We start from the raw sequence: 13,684 nt of genomic DNA on the forward strand, positions 1-13,684 counted from the left end.
ATTTTAAACAAAGTAAAATATAACTGAGCTGAACACTAACGCAGGGAAATATGTTAACTACTGAATAAGAAATAAAAGGCAAACCACTTATTTGGCAGATCAAAACAAAATGGAGATAACAGTGGGTGTTTCCTAGCTTAAATAACAGATAATCATTTGTTTGTATGTTGTGGGATAATTGAGCACAAAAAAATACCGTCTCAAAAAGTGGCCGAAGCATTCCAAATGGGGAAGTTATGGCTGAACCATTCTTGCTGCCTTAACCATGTATTGTGTGTTTTTTCGGGTAAAAACACGGTAAATTCTAATTTTTCAATTTGCCATACATTTTAGAATTAGCAATCTGAAGCTGTTCAAGATTTTAGATGTTGATTTCCGTTTTCCTTTTGGACGATTCAACCAATAATAGAAACCACGGTTGCTTAGCCGAAACACCCAAGATCATTCAACTAAAAATATTTTAAGATGCTTTTTTAGCAATTCGAATAACTCCCATCTCCGTTGGAAAAACGACGAAAGCAATTTTTAATTTTGATGATTCTATATTTTCGGTAAAAATCCATAAAACTTTCCTAACCTTGGTATGGTTATAGGATTATGCAAATTTCATCCCTATCCACCACAGTACGGCCAGTCAAAAAACTATACCATTATCAGGAAAATGATATTGAAACCCTCTTCGAAAAACTAAGCGGTAGTAATAAAAGTCGTTTGCTATATCAATTGGCCACTGGCGGTGGTAAAACGGTTATTTTCTCGCAGATAGCAGACAGGTATATTCAAAAGTACGGCAGAAAAGTTATTGTACTTACCCATAGACGTGAATTGTGCTGGCAGACATCGCAGGCGTTAAAAACTTCTGGAGTGCAAAACAAGGTGGTAAATAGTGCTGTTAAGAGGGTGGCTAAAAAAGACAGTTATGCCTGCTATGTAGGTATGGTTGAAACGCTAAAGAACCGTATACACGATGGATTAATTGATACGGAAAATGTGGGCCTTGTTATTGTGGATGAAGCACATCATAATTCATTTCATAAACTGCTTGGAAAATTCCCCAACGCATCCATTATCGGGGTAACAGCTACGCCTTTTTCGGCGGATGCGAATCTCCCTATGCATAGGTATTATGATGAACTCATTGTAGGTGAACCTATTGGTGCGCTTATTGAACAGGGCTTTTTGGCAAAACCAAAAACCTATGGTTATGATGTAGAGCTCAATACGTTAACAAGGGGCTTGCACGGAGATTTTACAGTGGCCAGTTCTGATGAACTTTATGCTTCTCCAGCTATGCTAGAGCTTTTGCTCCATGCTTACAGGGAACATGCTATAGGTAAAAAAACATTGATTTTTAACAACGGAATCTTTACCTCCCGTAAAGTGTTAGAAGTTTTTACTAACGCAGGTTATGCCATTAGGCACCTCGACAATAAAACTGATGTTTCTGAACGTGAAAAAATTTTAAAGTGGTTTAAAAAAACGAAAGGAGCCATTCTCACCTCAGTATCGATTTTAACAACTGGTTTTGATGAGCCAACGGTTCAGTCGGTGATTTTAAACCGGGCAACAACCTCCATTACGCTTTACCACCAGATGATAGGCAGAGGGGCGAGGCGCTTGCCGGGAAAAAAAACATTCAATATTATCGATCTGGGTAACAATACCGAGCGGTTCGGAGATTGGGATGCTCCTTTAGACTGGAAACATATTTTTGAAAATCCAGAAATTTATCACCAGGTTTTGAACAAAGCGGCAGAAGACATTCATCAGATGCCCGCGGAAATGAGGAGCAAATTTCCTAATAGTGCCGGTATCGCATTTGATGTGCTCGCCGCCTACCAGGCTGCTCTTGAAAAGGGTGAAAAAGCAAAAACTGTTCTTAGGGATTCAATACGCCAACATGCGATGATGTGTGCAGATAATTCAGATACGGTGAGCCAGGCACTTGAACTATCTTTGGAGCTGGATAAAGAGATTAGTTGGAGAATAAAACAATATGCCAAATGCCTGGGCACAGTAACAAAAAATTATGTGAAATGGCTGGGTGAGGATTATAGGAACCGGCTTACGGTATTGATCGAAAAAATCATGTCCAGACGGGCAATGATGCTTACTGCAGTATGACCTTTCTGATGAAAGAAAAACCTGTTAAATTTTCATTACAGTTATATGCAGCAGCTCAAAGTCATATCAGAAACAATCTTATCAGTCGCTACCCAACGTGGCGTTGAAAAAAGTACCTGTCCATCCGAAATCGCACGGATGCTTTTTCCTGATGACTGGCGTAAACATATGAAAGAAGTACTCAATATCGCTATCAATCTCCAAAACCAGGGAAAAATAATAATTACACAAAAGGGCATCCCTATTGATGTGGGGCATATTAAAGGTCCTGTTCGCATTAAGATCGATAGCACTTAGTTAAGTTCTGCTATCAACTAAAAGGCGCATCGGTTGTACCATTTTTCTAATTTATGGAGTTTATATTGATTGCATCACTTGGGCCAGGCCGTTTTTCATTGATGGAATGCTTATCTTCACACATGATTTTGCTTACTTTAGTTTTTTGGAGATAATTTAGTAATTCTGCCCCCATTTTGCCAAACCCTAGTTACCAATAATAAATGATTTGCCTACAATTGCTTTTCTAATTTCAAAATCTTTTCTTTAATTTCATTTCCCGTTAATTCTGTTTTTATGTTGGATTTTAACAGATTTTCAAGTGCTACAATTTGCGCTTTTATTAATGCTTTTTCAGAATTTACTTTTTCATCAACATTAATACCTGTATGCTCCCAATTCGTTTTTGTGACCTCATTTTTTTCAACTGATATTGGGATGAACAACTGATATTTTTTGCCAATGAAAAATACTTTTGCAGGATTTGCTGCTCCATAGGTTTTATCTCCAATTACCTTTGCAATTTTATTTTGCTGTAAATTATAAGCTAATGCTTCAGCGGCAGAAATTGTATTACTGTTTACAATGAGGTATACAGGTTTATCTAAATACTTTTTGCCATTTACTTTTTTAAATGTGTACTTCTCTTCGGTTTTATTATTATATCTGGTGTAAATCTCACTCAATTTAATTCTTTCATTAAAAAAATAACTTAAAAATAGCCTTACCATTTTGCCATCACCGCCTCGATTGTTCCTTAAATCTATAATCAAAGCATTTGTATTTGAAACAAAATTCATTGTAGCATCTAAAATTTGTTGAGCAGATTTATTTCCTTCGGGAAATCCGGTATATTCAATATAACCGATGTTTCCATCTAATCTCATCACTTTATCAAAACCATAATTCCATTGTTTGTTAATAGCATCGTATTTTTTTAGCAATTCCTTTTCATTTACTGCTTTTTCTTCTTCTTTACCCGGACGGTATAATAGATTGAAATGCAAATCATTACCGTTTTTTGTTAAATATTTTGAAAGAGATTTTGCAAATTCTGCATCAGAAAGATTGTCAAAAGTTTTAAGATCTATCTCTGATTTTAATTTTTTAGAAAGTTGATTTGCAACATCTTCAAAAATGTAATATTCATTAATTTTATCTGCTATTTCCAATATTTGTTTATTACGTTCTGTAAAATCCTGGGCGTTCGCTTTTAAGTTGAAGCAGATTGCAACGTAGATTAACAATAGATTAAATACTTTTTTCATTTCTTAGACTTTACAATTAGTAATTATTTTATTTAATGTGTTTTCGAGTGAATTAATCTCTTCCAACGACAAACCATTTAGTGCCGTTGCTCTATTTAGTTTCGCAATTGGGTTTATTAATTCGAGCGTTTTTTTTCCTTTTTCGGTTATTTCAAGATTAAATTTCCTTCTATCTTCTTGATGAATGGTTCTATTTAGATAATCTTTTTTGACCATTAATTCTATCATTCTAGTGATGGATGCATTATCCTTAAATACAAGATTTGCCAATTCATTTTGAGAAATTTTGTCATCCTTGTTAAGTATTATTAAGACTAGACATTGATCTATTGTAATATCTTTTACAATTTTTGAGATATTCCTTTGTGATATTTTTCGATACTCCTTAATTGCTTGTTCAATCAAATAAAGTACGGTTGCTGTTGGGTTTTTGTTTATCATATCAATTATGTTGATACAAATATAATTGATATATCAATAAAAACAAATAAACTGATTTTTTTTAAGAGTTTTTTGATTATGCACTGATGCTCATCTCGTCTTAGCGTCTTACTAATACGAAGGCTAACAAATTATAAATGGATCTAACAAAAAAAAGCCCATCTTTCGATAAGCTTTTAATGAGTAAAGTCAATCCGCATAAATTCGAACCTTTTTGAGCATTGTGAAGCGATATTAATTTTTGTAAAAGTGGTAAAGAATAAGATTGTGGGATAGTAGGAGAAAGAAACTATCATAAGTATCAATTTTATTGTTTCTTAAAAATCTTCTCTCTATGGTTCAGTCCCCAATCTTTCATAGCGTAAATAATAGGTGTTAAGGTATCGGCATAAGGTTCGAGATGATAAGAAATTTTAACGGGGTAATCTTCAACAATTACCCTTTTAATTAGCTTGTGCTGTTCAAGATCTTTGAGCTCCTTAGCCAATACCTTTGGGGTTAATCCAGGAATACTTTCCTGGATGTCGGTAAATCGGTTGTTACCAACGCCCACCGAAATGATGATTGGTAATTTCCATTTTCCATTAATAACTTCAAGCGTATCCCTTACCGGTTTCACCGTATTGAGACATTCGCAGTAAACTTTTTTCTTTGCCATAAACAATTTAAAATTGCTTTCCTTAGGGAAAGTACTATACAAAGGAAAGTAATATTTCATTAATTTTGTTGCACAATTCTAAAAAAATGTAATTATGAACATAGGAATTATCGGTACCGGTGCAATAGGCGGTACAATTGCAAAAAAAATGGCAGCAGCTGGCCACCGTGTGAAGGTAAATAATTCGGGTGATGCGGATAAATTAAATGCCCGTGCAGAAGAATTAGGTGTCGCAAGTGCAGCTTTAAATGATGTAGTAAAAGACGTAGATGTGATTATCCTATCAGTGCCAACGGTTGCAATTCCAACTTTGCCCAAAGATTTATTAAAAAATATTCCAGAGCATGTAATTGTGGTTGACACATCAAATTACTATCCTTTCCGTGATTCAGATATTGAAGAGATTAAAAATGGAAAAGTGGAAAGTGTTTGGGTATCTGAACAGTTGGGGAAGCCCGTAATCAAGGCTTTCAATAATTTACTGGCAGAAACATTGGCAAACGGAGGAAAAAGACCCGGTGCAAAAGATAGAATAGCAATGGCTATTGCGGGTGATGATACAGCGGACAAAAAAATAATTTCAGGCTTAATTAATGATGCAGGTTATGATACAGTTGACTCAGGGGTGCTTTCTGAATCCTGGAGACATCAGCCAGGAACACCAGCTTACTGTACCGAACTCAATGCAGAAGAATTAAAACAGGCGCTTTCTGATGGTGAAAAAGAAAAAGCACCTTCCTTAAGGGATAAGGCTATCGCTGATCTTTCTTCTTTACCATCATACCCAAATCATCCAGATGTAGTAAAATATAACAGGGAATTGTTTCAAAAAAATCCTAAGTCTGTTTAAGGCAAATCCATTATAGAAAAGATCTTCCAATTACGACCGGGGAAAGATTTGTTTTAGAAAACCTTTGGCAACTCAATTTAAAAGCGGTCAAAAACGAAATATCTAGGAACGATTTTAATATGTGTTCAGGTATTGGATATAAGGAGAGGGTAAATCGTAAAATGTTTCATTACTGCCTACTTTTGTATCAATAGCTGCTTTCTATCCAATATTGAATTTTTCCCGCAGAATTTCCGCCACTTTGCCATCAGGATTTATAGGGTGCACCAGTTTGGGTTTTACCTTTCGGTAGGTGATGGATACCCTTCTTTCCCTATGTTTGATCGCGCCGTTTACCTGGTCTTTTTTTCGGGGTGGTATGCCATGGCTCCACTTTTTGCGCGCATCGTCCTGCATAAGGTAAAGGGAGCGTCTGGGTATCTCCACATCGATAACCTCAAGGTTGTTCCCTCTGATAAACCGCATAATACATCCGCTTCCAAGGTTTACCCCGCAGATCTGGTTTTCGTAATAAGCCCTGTCTTTGTGATCTTTTATGCCCTCTCCCGGAACATATTCGTTTATGATAACCTGGTCTGGCTCTTCGATCAGTATCTTTTGCTGCACAATTTCTTTCGATAACTGATAAATCTGTGGTGGGATTTCGATTGGGAAAGGGATCAGGTTGTAAGGTTTCTCCAGTTCGTTGCGGTAGCCGTAATATTGCAACCTTCTTGTATAATCGATAGTCCAGGTCTGGCTGTCAATTTCTGCCATTAATTGATTTTCTCTTGCTTCGTCAATAAAGTCGTGGTATAAAAATAGGCCAGGTACATTCGTTTCCATCTTAGAACAACAACATTAATCATGTTTGTGTTCTAAGCATTTGTAATTCCCTTTATTAGCATTACTGATGCAGTTTAGTCTGGTTCGCAATGCTGACGAAGCTGTTTTGGCCCTTGTGGCCAAATATAGGCTGTTGTTTGTTTTTTCCATCCAAGTGATTTATAGAACCGATCGGCCCCTGGGGCAGCACTGAGATTTACAAAATGATAGTTTTTTAGTTGATCATTCAACGCATTTACTAAGTATTTTCCCAATCCCTGGCCCTGATAGTCTGGATCTACAATGATATCTGCCAGCATTGCATAATATCTCCCATCTCCAACAACACGTCCAAAAGCGATGAGCCGCTCCCGGTCATAAATGAAAATAGTGGTTGTGCTGATTATAAATGCATTTCTAATTTCCTCTGCGATCCGGTGCTTCCAGTTTACCTTTTGGAACAAACCAAGTACTTCTTGCCAGTTAACAGTATCCAGATTGGGATCCAGGAGGTAGGTATATGCTATTTTCTGTGTTGTTTCACCCATTATAAATCTGTATTGATGTGATATGAAATAATGGAAACCAGAGTGAGTTCAAAAAGGTTTTGGCAGGTGGAAAATATTGGGTACCTAAAAATTCCTTGGGCAATGCAGACATCTGTTTTTTGAACTACCATTGGATCATACTTGCCGGAGATCTTTTCAATGTCCCACAGATAATAGTGATTGCAAAAATGCCGCTGCATCGACAACCGGGATCAAAAGAATAGGCCCTGGTAACAGCGCCTATTCTTAAGGTAAAAATGGAAATATATTGTTCTTCTATTTTGATTTATTTGGTTAACCAAGTGTCTTTTAAAGGATCATCAGACCCGCCAAGCTGAGTATCAATCGCCTTTTTAAAGTTCTGTGTATTATAGGCTGATTCTGTGGCCATGTACATCCATCTGCGTGGCAGTACACCATTGGCTGTTCCAATTCCGGCACCTCCGCTTAGCAACGCCGGTATTCCTGTACGGCGATAGTTATAAAAAGCTTCCCAACCAGAGTTGTTAAACATGGCCATGTATTTTTGAGTTAAAATCTGATTTAAACCTATGTTATTATCTCCTGCATAATTTATTTTAGCTAAAAATTCAGAAATATTTACAGTGGCGGTTCCCCAGGCGGAACCTTGCTTTAAACCAGTTGGATTAATTTTTACATCTGTAGATCCAATTGGGAAATTGATGGTGATAACCTGTCCTTCTGTTAAACCGTAGTTGGCCAGTGATGCATTGATTCCCTTTAAATACCAGCTGCTTGCAGTTTGTCCTGTTACCCATCCTCTATTAACGGCTTCAGCAATGTTGAAACACATTTCTGGATAGCCGATGAAGATAAATGGTTCGGCATTTGCTCCAGTTTGAGAAACATAATAACGGTTGTAATTTGCAAATGAATACATCCCGTTGTTAGAGTTGTTCAGCAGTACAGATTGGGCAAGGTTAATATCAGAACCTACGTAGGCAGAAAAATCACTCACGGCCTTACCGCCTGTTACCTGTGCAGGGGCAGGGGTGGAAGTAACCAGGATACGCGGATCCTTCGTTTGGGATCCTATTGATAGATAAGTGCTACCAATATTGGAAAAGTTATTGTAAGAATTATATAGCAAAGTATAAATTGGATATCTGTTTACCGCATTGTACACATAAACCATGTTGTCGCCATTACCCGTCATGATCGGATACTGCGTTGGGTTATTTACGATAGCCGCAAACTTCTGTAGCACTTGTAGATCTCCATTATCCTGCGCCCTTTTGCTTAAGCTGATCAGGGTGCGCAAAGTATAAGTATTGATCAGTTTTTGCCACTGTAAGTAGGTGAGATTAAAAATATCCCCACCCGCATCAACCTTTTGCGCAGCCAGAGTGGGTGTTGCTGCAATCAGGTTTTTCATTACCGTTGAGGCGTTATCCAGCATAGCCAGCGCACTTTTGTAAACATCGTGCTGACTGTCGTAACCTGGCGTTAAATTGTTCAGGTTTCCTGCCTGTGAAAAAGGAATGTCGCCAACTCTTTGTGTTAACCAAATGCCGGAATATGCTTTGAAAAACTGTGAAAGAGCAAAATAAACATTATTGCTACTGCCGCCAGCTTGTTTAACAGATTGTTGCTCTAAAGTTATAGCATATTTTAGGATATCGTAACTATCACTGGTGTTACCGTAATTGTAGTTGTTGTTAAACCGATAGTATTGATAGTTGGAAACACTGTACTGTGCCCCTACAGACGATAATGCCCAGGGCTGTTCATCGGTACGGATCAAAGTAGAGGTTAAGTTGTTAAGCAAAAGCGATCTTGGAATAATGCCGTCAACACCCGCCACATTAGGATTTGTATCTAATTCTCCTTTTTGACAACCTATTGCCATTAAGCAACTAATGCTTAATAAGACGTGTGCTATATTTTTGAATTTCATAAATGGAAAGATTAAAAAGTTAAATTAATATTGAAGCCATAACGGCGAACTGTTGGGCTTGAAAGGTCACTGCCTGCTTTAGTTCCAACAAGGGTTCTGTCAGAAGCATTGTAACCTGAAGCAAACTGATCCAGATCAATGTCTTTACGCCCCGCAAAGTAAAGCAGGTTGCGGCCTACCAATGAGAAAGTTGCTTTTTTGATAAACGTACGGGCTAAAACTTTTGCGGGTAAACTATATCCCAAAGAGGCTTCACGTAGTTTGGCATAAGAGCGGCTGATGGTATAATTCTCATCGAAATTACCGCCAATACCACTGGAAATATAACTTTGGACAGATACAGGGAAATCGTTTGGCGCAAAAGTCAGATCTTTTAAATTGTCGATCTGCCCATTGGTGAAATGCGGTGTTCCAGATACGATTTTAACTCCTGGGCCTACATAAGATGGCGTTAATGCTTTTGTCCCGTTTGCGGTACTGGTCCATTCTGCCAAACGGGCAGCACCTAAATCACCGGTTGCGGTTTCTATTCCAGTACCACCGTTTAAAATGTTATAGTATACAAAATCGTAAATTTTACCTCCGATACGGCCATCAAACTGCACGCTTAGCGAGAAATTCTTATACCTGAAACTGTTTGTGATGCCGAAAGAGAAATCCGGATTTGCATAACCTAAAAACCCATTGTTGGCTATGCCTCCAGGCGATTGCAACGGTAAACCACCAGCAGAATTTACAATGTTCCCCTTGTCGTCTCTTACAAATTTAGTCCCATAGATAGCATCCAGTCTATCGCCTACCACATAATTGTGGCCATTCTGCTGCAAAAACTGTTCGTTGCCATAGATTTCTTTTAAGGTTTCCTTATAAGTAGAATAGTTTAGGTTGATATCCCAGTTTAAACCGTCGACACTTTTTAGCGCTGTGCCCATCAATTCTATTTCGAACCCCTTTTTCAGTGTAGTTACCCCATTAATAATACGGTTGGTAGATGTTGTAGCTGTAGAAACTGGTAACTGAAAAATATTCGGTCCGTTGGTGGTCGTGAAATAAGTAGCATTTAAACCTAATCTATTTGCCAAAAATTTTACATCAATACCTGCCTCTATAGATTCTACGTTGAAAGGCTTTAAATTGGGATTTGCAATTGTATTTGATAGGGTAATAGAAGGCGTACCATTATAGAAAGTGCCTGATGCAACCGGCGAATCATTGACGTAAGTGGGTCCATTGTACGGGGTGTAATTTTCTGTACCATAACCTAACAAGCCACCTGCAGCCGGCAATCCGGTAACAGGCCTGCTGTTCCATCCTGTTCCCAATGCGGTTGATGTTAACGCATTATATGATGAGCCGATTGTAGTAGAAGTTAATCCCCCCTTAACATCGGCATAAGATCCTCTCACCTTCAGAAACGAGATGAATTTCGGAAGTTTAGTGTAGTCCGAAATCACCGAACTCAAGGCTACAGAAGGATAGAAATAGGTATTGCTACCTTTGGGTAAAGTAGACAGGTTATCTACCCGGTTGGTAGTATTGATGTTAAAATAGTTTTTGTAACCAATATCGAACGAGTAAAAGCCGCTATACACCTGCATTTTTGAAGAAAAACTGTAGATATATGGTTTGGCAGATGAATTGTTCAGATTATAAACCCCAGGCAAAGAAAGCCCTTGTGTAGTTCCCCAAGACGAATCATAAGTGAAAGAACGTTGGTTTGCACCCACCAGGGCATTGATATCCCAATCACCAAACTTGTGGCTATAATTTAAAATCAGATCAGTATTGTTTTCCAATAACTTACGGCGGTCTTCTCTGTAATCTCCATACCAGCCAAAGCTATACCACGGCAAATAAAGGTTTAAGTTTGCAGAGGCAGGTACATCTTCGGTATTTATTTGATCGTAGGTGTTTAGCGACTGTCTTAAAGATAAATCTATATCGCTATTAAATTTGTAGGTTGCTTTTAACGACCCATAGATATCAGTTTTTTGTCTGCCCTTTAACCATTCGTTGGCCATAAACCAGGCATTGTTTAAGCGGCCATATTCTGGCGCATACTGGGTTAATCCAGGTACACCCTGCGGGCCTTTATAGTAATCTTTTAAATCATCGATATCATAATCTGAAGATCCGTATACTTTAAACATATATACATAACTATTTGGGCTATATTGTACATCCGGTACATTTGGCGAATATTGCTGGCTTAAGTTAACATCAGCATCCACTCTTAATTTTTTGGTTACCTGATAACCGGCATTGATTTTAAAATTATCGATATTCAACTTAGTATTTGGAAAAATACCTTGTTGAAAAGTATGTCCATAAGAAACGCGGATGTCATATTTATCGCCGCTGGCAGCCAATCCAACACTGTTTGTGCTGACATAGCCATTTTGAACGAACTTATCAAAGTTATCGGCACCCCGGGAAAGCCAGGGTGTTTTTCCCCTTACTCCAGTTACGGGATCGTACGGGCTATCGTATTGTTGTGTCAAAAATCCTGAATCAAATCTTGGTCCCCATTCTGGTAAACGCTGGCCGTTATCGTATAGTTGATTGCCGTATGAGTATTGATAATTACTGCCGCGGCCATATTCTGTTTGGCTTTCTGGCAATACCACAAATCCTTTGTCCAATTCGGTAGTGCTATTAAAATCTATCTGCCAGCCTTCTTTTGCTTTTGTTCCTTTTTTTGTGGTGATAACAAGGGCTCCGTTTATTCCCCTAAATCCGTATAAAGCAGCTGCATTTGGTCCTTTTAGTACGGTGTAGCTTTCAACATCATCGGCATTGAAGTTATAGGTGTCCGAATTTACCGGCTGTCCATCCACTACGTATAACACATCTTTACTGCCACGCAGAACGACAGTTGGAGCGCCAAAAAACTCAGAGCTTGCACCTATCTGCAAACCTGCTACCTTGCCCGATAGTGAATTTAAAGGATTTGCATCCCGGGCAATCGTTAATTCTTCGCCCTTGATCTGCGTTTGCGAGTAGCCAAGTTTTTTAACCTCTTTCTTTATGCCAAACGCAGTTACTACAACTTCAGACAATAATGCTCCATCAGGGTTTAAAGTGATCAATAGCGGCGCTTGGTTATTGATCAATACCTGTTGAGTACTGTATCCAATATACCTGAAAAGAAGTGATTTGCCGATACTTGCATTGATAGTGAATCTACCATCCTTGTCGGTGGAAACACCGGTTTTGCTATCCGCAATCATAACGCTTACACCTTGCATGGGTTGTTTAGTCTCATCTAAAACCTGCCCCTTTAATATCACTTGTGCAAACACACTATTACATCCTAATAGGAAGAATAACAGCAACAATTTTCCTGATTTTTTTAAACTCATTTCTCATTTTTTTTTCAAAAATAGAATGCGCATGTTAAGTTATTTGTTTAACTATATTAAACTTTGTTTAATAATTTTGTCAAAAATGAAACTGGCAGTTATTATTTTAGATTGATTTTGAGATTGAAATTTCTGTGAGCAAAAGAGGTCCGTACTGTTTAAGGAGGTGAAAGTCCTTATCTACAATTCGGGTTGGACTATCGTTACTTTGCTGTTTTGAAGGGGTTATGGTGTTTTTTTTTAGCATTCCAGTACCCTGCGAATGGATTTTGCTCGTTAGGAAGTCTGAATTGAGGATAAATCCGGCAGTAAGATGGAATAAACCAAAAGTCCTGAGGAAAATGGATTTGGATCCGAAGTGTATATTTGTTCAGGGGAAAAGGAACTTAGATGTGCATTATCCGGTAATCAAATTGATGGCCAGTTTGGCCCGAAACAGAGGGGTCACTTCACTGAAATACACATTATGAACCAAGTTATGAATTAAAAGTACTTTTAAGACTATTCACCTTTATGTCAATTTACTGTATATAGTTCGCAAAAAATCTACCAAAGTCATTGGACTCCTGCCCAATAGCTTCCTAATATCACTTTTATTGGTATCGAATTCTCCCTTCGCAATTGCCCCACAAAACCTTGAAATATAGGCCGCATCATCTTCAGAAGCACCTGACTGTATTAGCCATGCTATATATAAACTTATTTCTGGTTGGATATAAGTTATTGTTTTTCCAGTAATGTCTGACAACAATTCAGCAATCTCTGAAAATGAGAATGCAGTTTCTGCAGCGATGACATATTCTTTGTTCTCATGACCAGGAGTGGTCAGTACAACAGCTGTTGCTTCAGCCATTTCAGCTATTGGCAAGAAAGGAGTTTTGCCATCTCCAGCAGGAATAGAAACACCATTATTTAGTATATCTTTTCCTGATAACAACGGAATCATATCCGCATACATAGTGTTGTCCATCAAAGTATATGGGATGTCTATTTGTTTCAGGTAATCAGCTGTAGATGCGTGATATTGAACATCAGCACCCATTATACTTTGCTTTAAATTTTTCATATCAAAGCTCGTATAAACAATATGGCCAATCCCCGTTTCCCTAGCTGCATTGATCACATTTTTGTGCTGCTCAAACCTGTAAACTATATCAGATGAAGAAGACACAAGCAGCAACTTGTCTACACCATGGAATGCACTCTTTAAAGAGTCGTAATTTTGATAGTCTCCAACCTTTATTTTAATGCCTTTTGATCTCAATTCTGCTGCCTTGGTTTCATCTCTTACCAATGCTGTAATATCACTTGGAGTTATCCCCCTTTTTAATAATGAATCTATGCTGGCTTTACCTAAATTCCCTGTTGCACCGGTTACTAAAATCATATATTTTGTTTTAAGTTTAATTACTTTTGTTACGCAAAGAAACAACAA

The 13,684-nt window shown here is 37.9% G+C and carries 11 protein-coding genes; 3 read left to right on the forward strand and 8 right to left on the reverse strand.

The window, feature by feature from the left end; genetic code table 11:
* The first annotated feature begins 597 nt into the window (after positions 1-597).
* Complete coding sequence (locus tag ASE74_RS08230; RefSeq protein WP_055906993.1) at positions 598-2,124, forward strand: DEAD/DEAH box helicase; 1,527 nt, start codon at positions 598-600, stop codon at positions 2,122-2,124.
* A 45-nt stretch (positions 2,125-2,169) separates the two neighbouring features.
* Positions 2,170-2,421 carry a DUF3253 domain-containing protein gene (locus tag ASE74_RS08235; RefSeq protein ID WP_055906996.1) on the forward strand — a complete coding sequence of 84 codons (252 nt, stop codon included), beginning with the start codon at positions 2,170-2,172 and terminating at the stop codon, positions 2,419-2,421.
* A gap of 212 nt (positions 2,422-2,633) precedes the next feature.
* Here ASE74_RS08235 and ASE74_RS08240 read toward each other — a convergent pair whose 3' ends face one another.
* The 3 genes from ASE74_RS08240 to ASE74_RS08250 all read right to left on the reverse strand — a co-directional run bounded on the left by ASE74_RS08240 (position 2,634) and on the right by ASE74_RS08250 (position 4,767).
* On the reverse strand, positions 2,634-3,668 hold the full coding sequence (locus tag ASE74_RS08240; protein ID WP_055907000.1) for a S41 family peptidase: 1,035 nt from the start codon (positions 3,666-3,668) through the stop codon (positions 2,634-2,636).
* A 3-nt stretch (positions 3,669-3,671) separates the two neighbouring features.
* Positions 3,672-4,109: a MarR family winged helix-turn-helix transcriptional regulator gene (locus tag ASE74_RS08245; protein ID WP_055907003.1), complete on the reverse strand. Its 438-nt coding sequence runs from the start codon at positions 4,107-4,109 to the stop codon at positions 3,672-3,674.
* A gap of 307 nt (positions 4,110-4,416) precedes the next feature.
* A complete protein-coding gene (locus ASE74_RS08250; protein WP_055907323.1) occupies positions 4,417-4,767 on the reverse strand; it encodes a helix-turn-helix domain-containing protein in 351 nt (116 codons plus the stop codon).
* A 94-nt stretch (positions 4,768-4,861) separates the two neighbouring features.
* Here ASE74_RS08250 and ASE74_RS08255 point away from each other — a divergent pair, with 94 nt between their 5' ends.
* Positions 4,862-5,617: an NADPH-dependent F420 reductase gene (locus ASE74_RS08255; RefSeq protein WP_055907007.1), complete on the forward strand. Its 756-nt coding sequence runs from the start codon at positions 4,862-4,864 to the stop codon at positions 5,615-5,617.
* Positions 5,618-5,818: 201 nt separating this feature from the next.
* On the opposite strand, the gene ASE74_RS08260 is transcribed toward ASE74_RS08255, so the two are convergent.
* The 5 genes from ASE74_RS08260 to ASE74_RS08285 all read right to left on the reverse strand — a co-directional run bounded on the left by ASE74_RS08260 (position 5,819) and on the right by ASE74_RS08285 (position 13,636).
* A complete protein-coding gene (locus tag ASE74_RS08260; protein WP_055907010.1) occupies positions 5,819-6,442 on the reverse strand; it encodes an alpha-ketoglutarate-dependent dioxygenase AlkB in 624 nt (207 codons plus the stop codon).
* A gap of 74 nt (positions 6,443-6,516) precedes the next feature.
* The gene (locus ASE74_RS08265; protein ID WP_055907012.1) at positions 6,517-6,969 is read right to left on the reverse strand and encodes a GNAT family N-acetyltransferase; all 453 of its coding nucleotides are present in this window, start codon (positions 6,967-6,969) and stop codon (positions 6,517-6,519) included.
* A 286-nt stretch (positions 6,970-7,255) separates the two neighbouring features.
* Positions 7,256-8,887: a SusD/RagB family nutrient-binding outer membrane lipoprotein gene (locus tag ASE74_RS08270; RefSeq protein WP_082458700.1), complete on the reverse strand. Its 1,632-nt coding sequence runs from the start codon at positions 8,885-8,887 to the stop codon at positions 7,256-7,258.
* 11 nt (positions 8,888-8,898) lie between these two features.
* Positions 8,899-12,249: a SusC/RagA family TonB-linked outer membrane protein gene (locus tag ASE74_RS08275; RefSeq protein ID WP_055907018.1), complete on the reverse strand. Its 3,351-nt coding sequence runs from the start codon at positions 12,247-12,249 to the stop codon at positions 8,899-8,901.
* A 511-nt stretch (positions 12,250-12,760) separates the two neighbouring features.
* Positions 12,761-13,636: an SDR family oxidoreductase gene (locus tag ASE74_RS08285; RefSeq protein WP_055907024.1), complete on the reverse strand. Its 876-nt coding sequence runs from the start codon at positions 13,634-13,636 to the stop codon at positions 12,761-12,763.
* Positions 13,637-13,684 lie beyond the last annotated feature (48 nt).

Source organism: Pedobacter sp. Leaf216 (genome assembly GCF_001421515.1).
In the GTDB taxonomy this organism is placed as follows: Bacteria; Bacteroidota; Bacteroidia; order Sphingobacteriales; family Sphingobacteriaceae; genus Pedobacter.